We start from the raw sequence: 16,365 nt of genomic DNA on the forward strand, positions 1-16,365 counted from the left end.
TACCACCGACGCGATTCGGCTTTATCGGTCGCACCGCGCCGGAACAAGCGGGTAGCGTCGGGACCAACAACTCGAGGCGACCGCTCGAACTGGATCGACACCGACTGCGAACTTAGAGAGTAGGACCCCACCACCATGGCGCGCATTGGAGACGGCGGTGACCTGCTGAAGTGCTCGTTCTGCGGCAAGAGTCAAAAGCAGGTGAAGAAGCTCATTGCGGGGCCGGGCGTCTATATCTGCGACGAGTGCATTGACCTCTGCAACGAGATCATCGAAGAAGAGCTGGCCGACGCCGACGACGTAAAACTCGACGAGCTGCCGAAGCCGGCCGAGATTCGGGAGTTTCTCGAGAGCTATGTGATCGGTCAGGACACCGCCAAGAGGACGCTGGCCGTCGCCGTCTACAACCACTACAAGCGCATCCAGGCAGGTGAGAAGTCGCGGGATTCGCGCTCCGAGCCCGTCGAACTGACCAAGTCCAACATCCTGATGCTCGGCCCCACGGGCTGCGGCAAGACCTATCTCGCGCAGACGCTGGCCAAGATGCTCAATGTCCCGTTCGCGATCGCCGACGCCACCGCGCTGACGGAGGCCGGGTATGTGGGCGAGGACGTCGAGAACATCCTGCTCAAGCTCATCCAGGCCGCCGATTACGACGTCAAGCGCGCCGAGACCGGAATCATCTACATCGACGAGGTCGACAAGATCGCCCGCAAGAGCGAGAACCCGTCGATCACCCGTGACGTCTCCGGTGAGGGCGTGCAGCAGGCGCTGCTGAAAATTCTCGAGGGCACGCAGGCGTCGGTGCCGCCGCAGGGCGGACGCAAACATCCGCATCAGGAGTTCATCCAGATCGACACGACCAACGTGTTGTTCATCGTGGCGGGTGCGTTCGCGGGTCTGGAGAAGATCGTCTCGGATCGTATCGGCAAACGCGGTCTGGGCTTCGGCGCCGAGGTGCATTCCAAGGCCGAGATCGATACTCAGGATCACTTCGCCGAGGTCATGCCCGAAGACTTGATCAAGTTCGGGCTGATCCCCGAGTTCATCGGCCGGCTGCCGGTGGTCGCATCGGTGACCAACCTCGACAAGGATTCACTGGTTCAGATCCTGTCGAAACCGAAGAACGCGTTGGTCAAGCAGTACACCCGGCTGTTCGAAATGGACGGCGTGGAGCTGGAATTCACCGACGATGCGCTCGAGGCCATCGCCGATCAGGCCATCCACCGCGGTACCGGCGCCCGTGGGCTGCGCGCCATCATGGAAGAAGTGCTGCTGCCGGTGATGTACGACATCCCCAGCCGCGACGACGTCGCCAAGGTGGTCGTCACCAAGGAGACCGTGCAGGACAACGTGCTGCCGACGATCGTGCCGCGCAAGCCGCCGCGCAGTGAGCGCCGCGACAAGTCCGCCTAGCGTGGCGTGCTGACTCCGGCCGCCCAATGACCTTCCGCCGCGGCCGCGCGCGCACGCGCGTGCTGCTCGCCAGCGCTGACCATGAGTAGATCGTCGACGCTGTCGTCGTTCCCGGGGCCCGCCGCGGCCATCATGCTGTCGTGGGCCTGGTCGGGCTTGGTGTGCGCCGCAACGATCAACAGCACGATCTTGTCGCGGTTGACGCCGAGGACCTCAATGGTGTTGCGCGGCTGACGCTTGTAGCCGTCGAGTCGGACAGCTCGTCCGCCAGTGACGAGTTTGCGTGGGGCGCTTGCCCATTCGCCGAACCTGTACAGCACGCGGTCGATCCGGCCGAGACGTACCGAAAGGACGGCGAGTAGGTCCGGAAGCTCGGTCACCAGATCGTCGGTCCGGGGCCACCAGGCGCCATCGACATAGCCGGAGAGCTGGCCCTTGGGCTTCAACCGCAGCCGCGGCGTGTACTCGGGAGGGGTTTGGTGCCGACCGGGTTCGGGGCGGTCGTGTTGCAGCGTCATGGCGACGCTCCCGTCTTGACCGCGAATCGGTCAATCTTCTTCAAACCGGCGATGAAACGACCTCAGAACGGTCATATGCGAAGTACCGCCGATGGCTCATACGCTACGCGCTTAGTCGCGGCCGTCGTCGCAGACGCTCTAACGCGGTGCGCAAGCCCTGTCGCCCCATGACCGAGGCGCCGCTGAGGATCGCGGTGGACGCGAGGAATCGTCGCTCCGAGGCGGTCTCGGGCGCGTTGTCGGAGGTGGCGGTCAGGAATCGGTCGGGCAGGGCCAGCTTGTGAATGGTGCGCAGCGCCAACAGGTACTGCCGTGCCAGCGGCCCGCGTGTGTAGGGCAGGTCGTACTTGTCGCACAATGCCCGCACCCGCTCGGCGATCTCGGGCAGCCGGTTGCTCGGTAGGTCGGGAAACAGGTGATGTTCGATCTGGTAACAGAGGTGTCCGCTGGCGAATGCCAGGGCGGGCCCGGCGTCGAAGTTCGCGCTGCCGAGCATCTGCCGCAGATACCACTCCGACCTTGTTTCGTCCTCCATCGCGGTTGGCGTGAATTTCTCGGCGCCATCGGGGAAGTGGCCGCAGAAGATCACCAAGTAGGCCCAGATGTTCCTGATGAGGTTGGCGGTTGCGTTGGCCGTCAGGGTGCGTCGCCACCGTCGTCCGCTCAGCGCGGGGAACAGTACGTAATCCTTGGTGACTTGCCGGGCGATCTTGCGCCTCAGTGCGCGGCCCTCGGCGGCTTTCCGCTCCTCAGTCGTCGCCCGGGCCCGCGCCGCGTGCAACCCATGCAATGCGATTCCCCACTCGAATATCGCTGCCAGCAGATAGTTTCGCAGTGGTTGAAGCAGATGGACGGGCCGCCACGGCTCGTCACGGGTCACTCGCATCACGCCGAAGCCGACATCGTCGTCCATTCCCACCACATTGGTGAAGATGTGGTGGATGTAGTTGTGCGAGTACCGCCACTGCGATGACAGGCCCGCCATGTCCCACTCCCAGGTGGTGGAGTGGATTTCCGGGTCGTTCATCCAATCCCATTGGCCGTGACCGACATTGTGGGCGATTTCCATGTTCTCGATGCTCTTGGCGGCGGCAAGGGCGATCGTGCCCACTAACCAGCCCGTCCGCGACCGGGTCAGGGGGATGACGAGCCGCGCGGTGAGGTCGAGCATGCGCTGCAATGCGATGGTGCGATGTATGTAGGCGGCATCGCGTGCGCCGAGGCTGTCCGCGATGTCGGAGCGGATCGCGTCGAGTTCGCGCCCCAACGCCTCGACGTCGGTGTCGTTCAGATGCGCGTAAACGGCGACCTGGGTGATTGCCAATCGGGGACTTCCTCGAATAGTGCTGCCTGGCAGCTGGTTGGGGCGCGCACAGCTCTGAAGGTGAGATCTTTTGTTCAGACCTGGACCGAGAAGCTGCCGCAGTCCGCACCGAGGAGTCCGGCACAGCTATTGCTTTCTTACCGTTGCGAGCCTACCGTTGGTCTACGACGTAGTCAACACTGTAGTTCTACATTGTAGACAAGCGCCATTGCTGGGGGAATTTGGAAGGTGTTGATCTCGATGAAGCGAGCCTCTGGGCGCAGTCCCAGAGGCGGTCAGGCCGACGCGGGCGGAACTGATGCCCCAGCGCAACGCCCTTACACGCGGGCGGCGATTCTGGCTGCCGCGCTCGAGCTCATCGACCGCGATGGGGTCGAGGGGCTCACCATGCGCCGTCTGGGCGAGACGTTGGGGCGGGACCCGATGGTGCTCTACCGACATGTGGCCAACAAGGCGGTCCTGCTCGACGGCGTCGTCGAGATGGTGGTCAACGAACTGTCCGTCGACAGCACCGACCCGGACTGGGAGGGCCAGTTACGAAGATTCGCAAGGCATTTCCGTGAACTGGCGCTCGCCCACCCCAATGTCGTTCCGCTCCTGGTCACCCGACCATTGGCCACGCCACTGGGACTGCAACCGCTGGGCACATTGCGCCCACTCGAGCAGATCCTGACGCTGCTCACCCGTGCGGGCTTCACCAGTGCGGAGGCGCTTCACATCTACCGGGCACTCTTCGGTGTCATATACGGCCATGTGCTCAGCGAATTGCAGGAGGTTGTCGAGCGCCCCGACGAAACGAACGACCTCCTGCGTCTCGGATTGCACCGACTGCCCGCCACAGAATTTCCTCTCCTGCGTGACCTCGCATCGGAACTCGCGAGCTACGACGGTGCCGCGGAACTCGAACTTGGCCTGGACATTCTGTTCGCCGGGCTCAAGACCACACTCGCACGCTCATCCGACTGATCAGGCGCTGTGCAGGCAAGGTGGTCTACGGGCGGACGGCCGAACGGATCGGCACAACTGGCGGCCATCAGCGGGTCACCCGTTCGGTGATGACCTCGTCGACCAGGGCCGCGATCTCGGCCACTCCGTCGCGACGGGCGAACGCCGCCTCCAACTCCTGCGCGCCGCGCCGGTAGCGTCCGTCGTTGAGCACCTTGCGCACCGCAGAGCGCACCGCTGCGGGCGTCGGGGTGCCGGTCTTGAGGTTGATGCCCGCCCCGGTCCATGCGACGCGGGCGGCCACTTCCGGTTTGTCCTCCGTATTGCCGGCCACCACCAGCGGCACACCCGCCGACAGCGCCTGTTGCACCGCGCCGTAGCCCCCGTTGGTCACCATCACATCGACCTTGGGTAGCAGCACATCATGCGGGATATATTCGGCCACATAGGTATTCATGGGCAGTGCCATATTGAGATCCGACACATGGCGACCGCCGGTGGTGGCCACCACGACGACGTCCTCGCCGCCCAGCGCCGTGATTGTCGGCTCGAGCAGTCGGCCGAGATCGGCATTGTCGATGGTGCCCTGAGTGACGTGCACGACCGGGCGATCGCCGTCGAGTTGCCCCCACCACGGCGGGGGCCGAAAGCCCTGCGATGCCACCGGATGCACCACGCCGACGTAGCGCACGTGCGCGGGCAGATCGCTGCGCGGATAGTCGAATTCGGGCACCGTCGGCACGATGTAACGGTCCGCCAGCAGTCCCGAATCCAGTATGAACATGGGTAGTGGACGGCAGTTCATCCGGCGCAGCTGCTGATTGGCGGCCTGATGCGACTGGCGCAGTAACACCTTCTGCGACAGCACATTCAGGGTGCTGTTGCGCAATCTGCCGAACATGGTCGACGACGGTGCCAGGCCCAGCCCGCTGGGCGCAGTGTCGCGGCTGCTGACCATCAGCGGCGTGGTGGTGTAGGTGAGTATCGGGGGACGGGCCCGCTCGCCGAGCAGGAAGGGCAGGATTCCGAAAAAGCCGGCGTCGGCGATGACTGCATCAAATCGTCTGCGGTTGAACAGCTTTGACAGAACGGCAGTCTGGTGCGGCATCGGTGCGATGAACAGCCGGACGATGTCAAAGTTGACCCGCTTGATGCCCGACGTGTCGGCGCGACCGGGCAGATCGATATCGAGGCGAGTGAGGTCGAAATCGGCCTCGGCTGAGATCGCTTCCGGCGTCGCCCCGACCGCGCGAACCTTGGCTTCGTGCGCCGCCGACGTCAGCACCGTGACGTGGTCGCCGCGATCGACAAGGCCCTGGGCGACCCTCAGCAGGGGGCCGATGTGCCCGGTCGGCGACAGCGAGGCAATGAGAATTTCTGGCATGCCAATGATGCTCGGCGACCACCGCTGCGCAAGCTTGGAGGTTGTGTGGAGATCGGCTGGAGATTGCAGGTAGGCGCTGTTAGCGGGTGATCCGGTCCGGGCGGGTGTAGATGTTCATCGACTCGCCGCGCAGGAACGCCACCAACGTCAGGCCCGACTGGCTGGCCAGGTCGACGGCCAGCGACGAGGGCGCAGACACCGCGGCCAGCACGGGAATTCCGGCCATCACCGCCTTCTGCGTGAGCTCGAACGACGCGCGGCCGCTGACCAGCAACACGGTGCCGGTGAGCGGAATGCGCCCCTGTTCCAACGCCCAGCCGATGACCTTGTCGACGGCGTTGTGCCGGCCGACGTCCTCGCGGACGACCAGGGCGGTACCGTCGACGCCGAACAGCGCCGCACCGTGCAGTCCGCCGGTACTCGCGAACACCTTCTGCGCGTTGCGAAGTCGGCCTGGCATCGCCGACAGTGTCTCTGCCGCAACGGTTGACGGGTCATCGCCCGGGCAGTACCGGCTCGCCAACTGCACGGCCTCCAGCGAGGCTTTACCGCACACCCCACACGAGGAGGTGGTGTAGAAGTTGCGCGTGACGTCGACGTCCGGCGTCGCGACACCCGGCGCCAGGGTCACATCGAGCACGTTGTAGGTGTTGAGCGAGTCCTCACCGGCTCCCTTGCAGTACCGGACGGTGAGGACGTCGTCACGGTGCGCGATGACACCCTCGGTCAACAGGAAGCCTTGAGCCAGCTCGATATCCGATCCTGGGGTCCGCATCGTGACCGTCGTGGGTTTCCCGTTGACCCGGATCTCCAGCGGCTCCTCGACCACCAGGGTTTCCGGCCGGGCCACCGCGGCGTCGGCGGTGACGTGCTGGGCCCGACGTCGTGCAGTCACCCGGCCCATTGCGGCTCCAGGCGTATCACGATCGCCTTCGACACCGGCGTATTCGATTTGGCGGCAGTGTGATCCAGCGCGACCAGCGGGTTGGTCTCGGGGTAGTAGGCAGCGGCATTGCCAACCGGGGTGGAATAGGCGATGACCATGAAGTCTTTGGCGCGACGCTCCTGGAGCTCACCGTCACCGTTGGTGAACTCCGAGATCAGATCGACCCTGTCGCCCTCACGCAGCCCGAAATTCTCCAAATCCGTCGGATTGACGAACACCACCCGCCGCCCGCCCTTCACGCCGCGGTAGCGGTCGTCGAGACCGTAAATGGTGGTGTTGTACTGGTCGTGGCTGCGCAGTGTCTGCAGCACGAGCCGGCCGGGCGGTACCGGCACCCATTCCAGCGGATTGACCGAGAAGTTGGCTTTGCCTGTGCTGGTGGGAAATTCGCGGGCATCCCGCGGCGGGTGGGGCAGCTGGAAGCCGTCGGGCGCGCGCACTTTGATGTTGTAGTCGGCGCAGCCGGGCACCACCGCCGCGATCGCGTCGCGGATGGTGTCGTAGTCGGCGTTGAACTGCTCCCACGGCACCGGGTGGTCCGGGCCCAGCAGGGTGCGCGCCAACTGACAGACGATCGCCACTTCGCTGCGCACGTGGTCACTCGGTGGATGCAGGCTGCCCCGGGACAGATGCACCATCGACATCGAATCCTCCACCGACACCTGCTGTTTGCCGCTTGCCTGGACGTCGCGGTCGGTACGCCCCAGCGACGGCAGGATCAGTGCGGTGGTGCCGTGCACCAGGTGGCTGCGGTTCAGTTTGGTGGACACCTGCACGGTCAGCGAGCAGTTCCGCAGCGCCGCCTCGGTGACGGCGGTGTCGGGTGTGGCAGACGCGAAGTTACCGCCCATCGCCATGAACACCTTGGCGCGGCCATCGCGCATCGCCCGGATCGCGTGCACGGTGTCGTAACCGTGTTTGCGCGGGCTGGTGATGCCGAACCGGTTGTCCAGCGCGGTCAGGAACGACTCGGGCATTTTCTCCCAGATGCCCATGGTGCGGTCGCCCTGGACATTGGAATGCCCACGCACCGGGCACAACCCGGCGCCTGGTTTGCCGATCATGCCGCGCAGCAGCAGCACGTTGGTGATCTCGCCGATGGTGGCGACGGCATGCCGTTGCTGGGTCAACCCCATCGCCCAGCACACGATGGTCCGTTGTGAATCGATCAGCATCTTGGCCACCCGGTCGAGCTGATCGCGGCCGACGCCCGTCGCCTCCAGCACGGTGTCGATCTCGACCGCGCGGGTGTTCGCTTCGTACCCCTCGTAATTCGCGCAGTGGGTGGCAATGAAGTCACGGTCCACGACCGTGCCGGGTGCGGCATCGTCGGCCTCCAGCAGCAGCCGGCCCAGGCCGGCGAACAACGCCATATCGCCGCCGATGCGGATCTGCACGAACTCGTCGGCGATAGGGACGCCGTCGCCGATCACGCCGCGCACCTTCTGGGGGTCCTTGAACCGGATCAGCCCCGCCTCGGGCAGCGGATTGACCGCAATGATCTTGGCGCCGTTGGCTTTCGCTTTCTCTAGCACCGACAGCATGCGCGGATGGTTGGTGCCGGGGTTCTGCCCGGCGATGACGATGAGGTCGGCTTCAGTGATGTCTTCGACCGTGACCGAGCCCTTCCCGATACCGATCGCCTCGATCAGCGCGGTACCCGACGACTCGTGGCACATGTTCGAGCAGTCCGGCAGATTGTTGGTGCCGAAGCTGCGCACCATCAGCTGGTACAGGAAGGCGGCCTCGTTGCTGGTGCGTCCCGACGTGTAGAACACCGCCTCATCGGGGCTGTTGAGGCGGCGCAGTTCGTCGGCGATCAACCGGTAGGCGTCGTCCCACTCGATCGGCCGGTAATGGTCATCCCCGGCCCGCAGCACCATGGGATGGGTCAGCCGGCCCTGCTGGGAAAGCCAGTACTCGGGTTTGGCGGACAACTCCGCCACCGAGTGGCGGGCGAAGAACTCGGGCGTGACGACGCGCTTGGTGGCTTCCTCGGCGACCGCCTTGGCGCCGTTCTCGCAGAATTCGGCCAACTTGCGCCCGCCGCGCTCTTCGGGCCAGGCGCAGCCGGGGCAATCGAAACCCCGCCGCTGGTTGAGCCGGGCCAACGCGGCCGCGGTGCGCAGCGCGCCCATTTGCTCCAGGCCGCGCTGCAGCGACACCACGACCGCTCGGACTCCGGCGGCCTCGCGTTTCGGCTCGGTGACGACCACCTGGTGCTCATCGAACCTGGCGTCGACGTCCTGGTCGGGGTGGCGGCGAGTGCCCATGTGTCCACCCTATGACTTTTGTGTCAGCCGCGACCCGCCGCTGTCACCGCCGGTATTTGGACACGTAGTCGCGCATGGTGGCGAGCTGATAGCGCGACACCTCGTCGGCGTTCTCGTCCTCGGCGAAGACCGAGGACACCATGACGGTGTCGGGCCGGTCATAGAAGCCGATCTCGGCCAGACCGCCGAAGAACTCGTCCCAGTCGACGTCGCCGTCGCCGATCTTGAGGTGCTGGTGCACACGCGCCGGGCTGCCGGGCGGGTTGGTAATGTAGCGCAGTCCGTGGCTGCGCCGGTGGTCCATGGTGTCGGCGACATGTACCAGGCGCAGCTTCTCGCCCGCGGCACGCATGATCTCGGTCATGTTGCCGCCCATGTGATAGGTGTGGCAGGCGACATAGACCATGCCGATGTTGGGGGAGTTGACGCCGCGGATGATCCGTAGCGCCTCCAGGCCGTCCTCGACGAAATCGTCGGGGTGCGGGTCGATGCGGACATCGAGGCCTTCGCGTTCGAAGATCGGCACCAGCTCTTCCATCGACCGGAAGAACGCCCGCTCGGATTCTTCCGCCCGCTCGGGGCGGCCGGAGAATTCGGTATTGATGACGTCGACGCCGAGGTCGACGGTGATCTGGATGACCCGCTTCCAGTTGCGCACCGCGGCTTCCCGCGCGTCCTCGTCGGGACCCGACCAGCGCAGCACCGGCAACACCGAGGCGATCCCCACGCCCGCGTCGGCGCAGGCCTTGCGGAACGTGGCCACCAGCTCGTCGTCGGCGCGGGGATGGTTGAAGAACGGGATGAAGTCGCGGTGTGGTGTCAACTGCAGGTACTCGTAGCCCAATTCCGCCACCAGCCGGGGGAATTCGAGCAGCTCGTAGTCGTGATGAAACGGCGTCGGGTCGAGCGCGATCTTCATGCCTCGGATACCCCTATCGACTCGCGGGAGACCATCGCAACGTTCACGGGTAGGCCGCTGCGCAACGATTCCACCCCCGCCTCGCACACCGTCGCGGCGGCGTAACCGTCCCAGGCGCCTGGTCCGTCGACGTAGACCCCGGTCTGGGCGCCGCGGCGTGCCGCGTCGACCCAGCGCTGGACCTCGGCGTCGTAGGCCCGGCCGAACCGCTCCCGGAATCCCGGTGTGATTTGACCACCCCATTGCGCCGGTGGGGTCTTGCGGATCAGCCCGACGTCCAGGCCGATCATCGCGCTGCCCTTCTCGGCGACGACCTCGGTGCGCACCTCGTAGCCCACCCCGGTGGTCACGAACAACTCGACGTCGACGTGACGGCCGGACTCCGTGCGCATGATGGCGATCTGCGGATCGGTAAGCCCTTCGGGCGCAGACGGATTCCGCGCCGGCGTGATGACCTGGATCGACGTGATCTCCTCGTCGAAGAGAAAGCGCGTCACGTCCACTTCGTGCACCAGTGAGTCCCGCACCACCATCGCGCTGTCGAAGTTGGGTGGCACCGCGGGATTGCGGTGCACACAGTGCAACATCAGCGGACGGCCTAGCTCACCGCCGTCCAGCAGCGCCTTCAGTTGCGCGTACTCGTGATCGAACCGGCGCATGAAGCCGACCTGAATCAGCTTGCGCCCCACCTCCGCTTCACGCTTGACCACATGCAGCGAGGTCTCCACATCGGTGGTCAGCGGCTTCTCGCACATCACCGGCTTCGCGTGCTCCAGACAGGTCAGGAGCTGCTTTTCATGGGTGGCCCCGGGAGTGGCGAGCACGACCGCGTCGACAGCGGGGTCGGCGATGGCATCCAGCGGGTCGGTGATGGCTCGGCACCCGGGGATCTCCGCGGCGATCTGCTCGGCCTTCTCGGTGATGTAGTCGCTGACCACGCTCACCCGGGCGCCGGAGATCCGCGAGGTGATGCGGGCGACGTGATCGGCGCCCATCACACCGACACCGAGCACGGCAACGCGCAAGTCTGACATGACTTTCCGATCCTTTCGAGCTAGGTGAATCTGACGGAGGCGACTCCGCACGAGCCGAGATAGCGGCGGGTGCGCTGCGCGATGGGCAGCGGCGTGCCGGGGTCGCAGGGGTACATGTCCTGTTCGACGATCGCGAACACGTCGACGCCGAGCCGCTCGATGGCGGCCAGCAGGGGCGGCATGTCCGGGATGCCCCGCGGCGGCTCAGTCATCGCGCCGAGTTTGACGGCCTCGCCGAAGGGCAGGTCCTCGGCTTCGACCTTGGCGCGCACCTCAGGATCGACCTGCTTGAGGTGCAAGTAGCCGATCCGCTCGGGCGCACGCTGGATGATCGCCAGGTTGTCGCCGCCGCAATAGCTGATGTGTCCGGTGTCCAGGCACAGGTTGACGAAGACGCCGTCGGTGCCGTCGAGGAAGCGGTAAACGTTCTCCTCGGTGTCGACGTGGCTGTCGGCGTGTGGGTGATATTGCGCCCGCACACCGTACTTCTCGTACATCGCCCTGCCGAGTTCGTTCATGCCCTCGGTCTTCTTCTTCCACTGTGCCGCAGTAAGATTGCGGTCCTCGAGTACCTCGCCGGTGGAGGGATCACGCCACATCTCCGGGATGACGACGACGTGTTTGCCGCCGACCGACGCGGTCAGTTTCGCGACATCCTCGATCTGCTTCCACACCGCGTCCCACGCGTCGTCCTGGTGCAGGTGTTCGAAAACCGTGCCCGCAGAAAGCTTCAGATTGCGCTGTGCGAGCTCATCGGACAGTTGCCGCGGGTCGGTCGGCAGATACCCATAGGGCCCCAGCTCGATCCAGTGGTAGCCGGCTGCGGCGACCTCGTCCAGGAACCGGGTATAGGGCGTCTGCTGCGGGTCGTCGGGAAACCACACTCCCCACGAATCGGGGGCGGAGCCGACGCGGATGGCGCTCATTCGGCCGGCCCTAGGAGTGGACGTTGCACCTTCTTCCACTCGGCGTATTTCTGGTAGGCCGAGCGGGTGGATTCCAATGCCGACACCTGGCTCACCGGTACGTCCCACCAGGATTCGCTGTCGGGGGCGGTGATCAGCGGATCGGTTTCGACGTGGATCACGGTGGTGTGCTCGTTGGCCTTGGCCACCTTGACCGCGTCGGCGAATTCAGCCGCCGTCGTCACCCGGATCACCTCCGCGCCGAGGCTGGCGGCGTTGGCAGCCAGATCGACCGGCAGCTTCGGTCCCGCCAGGTGCCCGGCGTCGTCGCGGTAGCGGTACGCCGTGCCGAATCGTTGGGAGCCAAGCGACTCCGACAATGACCCGATCGACGCGAAGCCGTGGTTCTGCACCAGCACCACAATGACTTTGACGCCTTCCTGCACGGCGGTGACCAGTTCAGTGGCCATCATCAGATATGAGCCGTCGCCGACCATCACAAACACGTCGCGGTCGGGGGCGGCCATCTTGACGCCGATACCGCCGGCGACCTCATAGCCCATGCACGAGTAGCCGTACTCGACGTGATAGCCCTTGCGGTCGCGGGTGCGCCAGAGCTTGTGCAGATCGCCGGGCATCGAGCCGGCGGCGCACACCACCACGTCGTGCGGGTCGGACAGCGCGTTGGTCAGTCCGATCACCTGGTTCTGGTTCAACGCGCTGCCGTCGTCGTCCACCCGGTACGCCGCCGAGACGGTGTCGTCCCAGCGGCGAGCGAGTTCGGTGGCGCGCGTGCGGTATTCGTCGCTGGTCGAATATCCTTCGAGCGCGTTCGAGAGGGCATCGAGCGCTTCGCGGGCATCGGCCACCACCGACAACCCGCCTTGCTTGACCGAATCGAACGATGCGACATTGATGTTGACGAACTTGACGTCGGGGTTGTTGAACGCGGTGCGTGACGCGGTGGTGAAATCGCTGTAGCGGGTGCCGATTCCGATGACGACGTCCGCCTCGGAGGCCAGCGCGTTGGCGGCCGTGGTGCCGGTCGACCCGATCGCGCCCACCGACTGTGGGTGGTCGTAGGGCAGCGAGCCCTTGCCCGCCTGCGTTTCAGCGACGGGGATGCCGGTTTGTTCGACGAAGCGGACCAGCGCGTCGGTGGCATGCGAGTAGATCAGGCCGCCGCCGGCCACGATGAGCGGACGTCGCGCGGACCGGATGATCTCGGTGGCGCGGGATATCACCGACTGTTCCGGGAGCGGCCGGGCGACGTGCCAGGTGCGTTCGGCGAAAAGCGATTCCGGCCAGTCAAACGCCTCGGCCTGCACGTCCTGCGGCATCGCGATCGTCGCCGCCCCCGTTTCGACCGGATCGGTCAGCACCCGCATGGCACCCAGCAGCGCCGACGGGAGCTGTTCAGGACGCCATACCCGGTCGAAGAACCGCGACAGCGGTTTGAACGCGTCGTTGACAGTCACCTCGCCGTCGTGCGGCATCTCCAGTTGCTGCAACACCGGGGCACTGACCCGTGTCGCGAAGGTGTCGGAGGGCAGCAGCAGCACCGGCAACCGGTTGATCGTGGCGAGTGCGGCGCCGGTGAGCATGTTCGTCGAACCGGGGCCGATGCTGGCGGTGACGGCCCACGTCTGCAGCCGGTCCTTCTGCCGGGCGTAGCCGACGGCGGTGTGCACCATGGCTTGCTCGTTGCGGCCCAAGACGTACCGGAACGCCGGCGCGGCACCGATTTCGGACTCCAGCAGGGCTTCGCCGAGACCCGCCACGTTCCCGTGGCCGAAGATGCCGAAGCAGCCTGCGAAGAACCTGGTGCGCTCGCCGTCGCATTCGGCGAACTGGTTCGCCAGGAACCGAACGGTCGCCTGGGCGACGGTCAGGCGCACCGTCGGCTCGGTGTCCGGTGACTTGATATCGGAGGCTTTGGAGACCACGTCACGCTCCTCGGGTATGCAGTGGCAGCCGCGGGTCGATCTCCTGGTGTGCCCAGGTGCCGCGCAGCCAGTCCTGGTGTGGGTCGAAGACGATCCGCCAGGCGCGGTCCGGGCCGGGGCCGGCCATCACATTGAGGTAGTACATGTCATGTCCGGGCGCCGCGATCGACGGGCCGTGGTAGCCGTGCGGTACCAGTACGACGTCGCCGGAGCGGACTTCCTCGAGAATCTCGATGGGCCGGTCTGCCGTGCCGTACACCCGGTGATACCCGAAGCCGGGGGAATCATCTGGACCGGCAGCGATTTCGAAGTAGTAGATCTCTTCGAGCTGTGATTCGACCGGTGACTCCTCGTCGTGCTTGTGCGCGGGGTAGCTCGACCAGTTGCCGCCCGGGGTGATCACCTCGCAGGCGATCAGCGAGTCGGCCTCGAACGTGTCCGCGGTACCGAAGTTGTGCACCTGGCGGCTGCAGGTCCCAGCGCCGCGCAGTTCGACGGGTACATCGGCGGCGGCCACCCGCCGGTTGGGCAACTTGTGGGTGGCCCTCGCGCCGCAGATCGCGAATCGGCCCTCGCCGCGCAGGGCGTAGGTGTTGTCCTTGCCGAGGTAGACCATGTCGGCTGGGCCGTCGAAAACCGATGCGCGCCGGGTGAGTTCGAATTCTTCGTTGTCGCAGTCCACCGTTCCGCCGCCGGCCAGCGGCAGGATCATCACCTCGTTGTCACCCGTCGCTAACGTGATCTCTTGCAGCGGTTGCAGTTCGAGCACCTGCAGGCTCGATTCGGACCAGCCGGCCGATTCGGGGGTGACGTCGACGGTGTAGGGGAGCGTGGCGCTGCGGGCTGGTATGTAGTGCTTACTGTGCATCTTTCACCTCACCATCGAGACCGCAGTAGCCACGGCGGAACTCACGTCGTCGTCAGCCGGATACAGCAGCGTGCGCCCCACGATCAGGCCGCGGACCGACGGCAGCGCAAGGGCCTTCTCCCAGCTGGCGAACGCCTCGTCGGCGTCGACCGGATCGCCGCCGAGCAGCAGCGTCGGCAGCGTGGTGGCCTCCATGACCCGGTCCATCTCATCCACCACGGGCAGCTTCATCCAGGTGTACGCCGACGTTGACCCGAGGCCCTGGGCGATGTGCACCGACTTGATCACCGCGTCGGGGCTGAGGTCGTTGCGCACCTTGCCCCCGACCCGCGTCGACATGAACGGTTCGAGCATCGCGATGAGCCCGTAGGAGGCCAGCTCGTCGATCGCGCGGGCGCATGACTCCAACGTCGCGACCGTGCCGGGGTCATCGAGGTCGACGCGGCACAACATCTTTCCGCCGTTCATCCGTGCGGCGGCGGTGGCGGCCGCGGTCGCCGCCGTCATCCGGTCATCGAGTTCGAAGGCTGAGCCGGCCAGGCCGCCGCGGTTCATCGACGAGAACACCACCTTGTCCTCCAGCGCGCTGAGTAGCAGCAAATCGTCGAGGATGTCGGCGGTGGCCAGCACACCGTCCACACCGGGATCGGCCAGCGCCGCACGCAGCCGGTCGAGCAGATCGGTGCGGCTGTTCATCGCGGTGGGCCGCGGACCAACCGCCAGCGCCCCGCGCGCGGGATGGTCGGCGGCCACGATCATCAGCCGGCCGTTGCCGCGCACCGCGGGCCGGACGGCGCGGTTCTGCCATGCGCGTGCGATTGCCCCGGGATCCGCCGCGCGCAGGTCGGTGATCTCGGCGTAGTCCTTGCAGAGGGGACTAGACATTGACGGCCTCCTCCGCGGTCTGCTCGGCGAGCGCCGCGACCTCGGCGGCGGTGGGCATCGCCGTCGAGCACTCGAGCCGCGACGCGACGATCGCGCCCGCGGCGTTGGCGTAGCGCAAAGTTTTTTCCAACGGCCAGCCGTGCAGCAAGCCATGGCACAGGCTGCCGCCGAACGCGTCGCCGGCCCCCAGCCCGTTGACGACGTCAACATCGTTGGGCGGCACCGTGACCGAGGAGTGGCGCGTCTTGCCCAGCACGCCGCGCGGTCCCTGCTTGACGATGGCCAGTTCGACACCGAGGTCCAGCAGCGCATCGGCGGCCTTGCGCGGATTGCTTTCCCCGACGGCGATCTCGCATTCCTCGCGGTTGCCGACAGCCACCGTGACATGCGCGAGCGCACGCCGGACCTGTTCGGTGGCGGCCGCGGGGGATTCCCAGAACATGGGCCGATAGTCCAGGTCGAGCACGGTGAACGGCTTCTTGGCGCGGGCCTCCCACGCAGCGAAATGTGCGCTGCGGCTTGGCTCTTCGGACAGTCCGGTGACCGTCGACCAGTACAGGCGCGCGGATCGCACGGCGTCGGTGTCGATCTCGTTCGGCGAGATCTGAAGGTCGGGCGCCGACGGTTTGCGATAGAAGTACAGCGGAAAATTGTCCGGCGGGAAGATCTCGCAGAACGTGACCGGGGTCGGGTATTCGCCGTGCGTTGCCACATACCGGTTGTCGACCCCCAGCCTGGCGAGTTCGGCGCGGACGAACGCGCCGAACGGGTCGTCGCCGACACCGGAAATCAATGCCGCGTTGTTGCCCAGCCGGGCCGCGGCCACCGCCACGTTGGCGGCGCTGCCGCCCAGGAACTTGCCGAACGTCTTCACCTGCTCGAGGCCGACGCCGACCTGCAGAGGGTAGATGTCCACGCCGCAGCGGCCGATCGCGAGGACATCCAGGGGCTGCGCGCTACTCAAATCAGCTTCTCCGACGGCTAGGGGACGGCTCGATTACG

14 protein-coding genes are annotated in these 16,365 nt (G+C 65.9%); 2 read left to right on the forward strand and 12 right to left on the reverse strand.

Features of this window, described 5'->3' with window-relative positions; translation table 11 throughout:
* Positions 1 to 135 precede the first annotated feature (135 nt).
* Positions 136 to 1,416, forward strand: coding sequence for an ATP-dependent Clp protease ATP-binding subunit ClpX (clpX, locus tag CWS39_RS08155; RefSeq protein ID WP_102142394.1), 1,281 nt, complete (start codon positions 136 to 138; stop codon positions 1,414 to 1,416).
* On the opposite strand, the gene CWS39_RS08160 is transcribed toward clpX, so the two are convergent.
* A complete protein-coding gene (locus CWS39_RS08160; protein WP_102142395.1) occupies positions 1,413 to 1,934 on the reverse strand; it encodes a DUF5994 family protein in 522 nt (173 codons plus the stop codon). The two genes, clpX and CWS39_RS08160, sit on opposite strands and share 4 nt — an antisense overlap.
* 103 nt (positions 1,935 to 2,037) lie before the next feature.
* Positions 2,038 to 3,258 carry a fatty acid desaturase family protein gene (locus CWS39_RS08165; protein WP_102142396.1) on the reverse strand — a complete coding sequence of 407 codons (1,221 nt, stop codon included), beginning with the start codon at positions 3,256 to 3,258 and terminating at the stop codon, positions 2,038 to 2,040.
* A 240-nt stretch (positions 3,259 to 3,498) separates the two neighbouring features.
* Here CWS39_RS08165 and CWS39_RS08170 point away from each other — a divergent pair, with 240 nt between their 5' ends.
* Positions 3,499 to 4,224, forward strand: a complete 726-nt coding sequence (locus CWS39_RS08170) for a TetR/AcrR family transcriptional regulator C-terminal domain-containing protein (RefSeq protein ID WP_102142456.1) — start codon at positions 3,499 to 3,501, stop codon at positions 4,222 to 4,224.
* Positions 4,225 to 4,291: 67 nt separating this feature from the next.
* Here CWS39_RS08170 and CWS39_RS08175 read toward each other — a convergent pair whose 3' ends face one another.
* The 10 genes from CWS39_RS08175 to iolC all read right to left on the reverse strand — a co-directional run bounded on the left by CWS39_RS08175 (position 4,292) and on the right by iolC (position 16,327).
* Complete coding sequence (locus CWS39_RS08175; protein WP_102142397.1) at positions 4,292 to 5,587, reverse strand: nucleotide disphospho-sugar-binding domain-containing protein; 1,296 nt, start codon at positions 5,585 to 5,587, stop codon at positions 4,292 to 4,294.
* A 79-nt stretch (positions 5,588 to 5,666) separates the two neighbouring features.
* Positions 5,667 to 6,491, reverse strand: coding sequence for a formate dehydrogenase accessory sulfurtransferase FdhD (gene fdhD, locus CWS39_RS08180; protein ID WP_102142398.1), 825 nt, complete (start codon positions 6,489 to 6,491; stop codon positions 5,667 to 5,669).
* Positions 6,479 to 8,806, reverse strand: a complete 2,328-nt coding sequence (locus CWS39_RS08185) for an FdhF/YdeP family oxidoreductase (protein WP_102142399.1) — start codon at positions 8,804 to 8,806, stop codon at positions 6,479 to 6,481. Before CWS39_RS08185 ends, fdhD begins: the two co-directional genes overlap by 13 nt.
* Positions 8,807 to 8,849: 43 nt before the next feature.
* The gene (locus CWS39_RS08190; RefSeq protein ID WP_102142400.1) at positions 8,850 to 9,725 is read right to left on the reverse strand and encodes a sugar phosphate isomerase/epimerase family protein; all 876 of its coding nucleotides are present in this window, start codon (positions 9,723 to 9,725) and stop codon (positions 8,850 to 8,852) included.
* A complete protein-coding gene (locus CWS39_RS08195; RefSeq protein WP_102142401.1) occupies positions 9,722 to 10,759 on the reverse strand; it encodes a Gfo/Idh/MocA family protein in 1,038 nt (345 codons plus the stop codon). Before CWS39_RS08195 ends, CWS39_RS08190 begins: the two co-directional genes overlap by 4 nt.
* A 20-nt stretch (positions 10,760 to 10,779) precedes the next feature.
* Entirely contained in the window at positions 10,780 to 11,685 is a 906-nt protein-coding gene (locus CWS39_RS08200; protein ID WP_102142402.1) for a sugar phosphate isomerase/epimerase family protein, read from the reverse strand.
* The gene (gene iolD, locus CWS39_RS08205) at positions 11,682 to 13,610 is read right to left on the reverse strand and encodes a 3D-(3,5/4)-trihydroxycyclohexane-1,2-dione acylhydrolase (decyclizing) (RefSeq protein WP_102142403.1); all 1,929 of its coding nucleotides are present in this window, start codon (positions 13,608 to 13,610) and stop codon (positions 11,682 to 11,684) included. Before iolD ends, CWS39_RS08200 begins: the two co-directional genes overlap by 4 nt.
* A 1-nt stretch (position 13,611) precedes the next feature.
* Complete coding sequence (gene iolB, locus CWS39_RS08210) at positions 13,612 to 14,478, reverse strand: 5-deoxy-glucuronate isomerase (RefSeq protein WP_102142404.1); 867 nt, start codon at positions 14,476 to 14,478, stop codon at positions 13,612 to 13,614.
* A 3-nt stretch (positions 14,479 to 14,481) separates the two neighbouring features.
* Positions 14,482 to 15,363 carry a Cgl0159 family (beta/alpha)8-fold protein gene (locus CWS39_RS08215; protein ID WP_102142405.1) on the reverse strand — a complete coding sequence of 294 codons (882 nt, stop codon included), beginning with the start codon at positions 15,361 to 15,363 and terminating at the stop codon, positions 14,482 to 14,484.
* A complete protein-coding gene (gene iolC / locus CWS39_RS08220) occupies positions 15,356 to 16,327 on the reverse strand; it encodes a 5-dehydro-2-deoxygluconokinase (RefSeq protein ID WP_102142406.1) in 972 nt (323 codons plus the stop codon). The genes CWS39_RS08215 and iolC overlap by 8 nt, the downstream gene beginning before the upstream one ends.
* Positions 16,328 to 16,365: the final 38 nt, after the last annotated feature.

It is taken from the genome of Mycobacterium hubeiense (assembly GCF_002838065.1).
Lineage (GTDB): Bacteria > Actinomycetota > Actinomycetes > Mycobacteriales > Mycobacteriaceae > Mycobacterium > Mycobacterium hubeiense.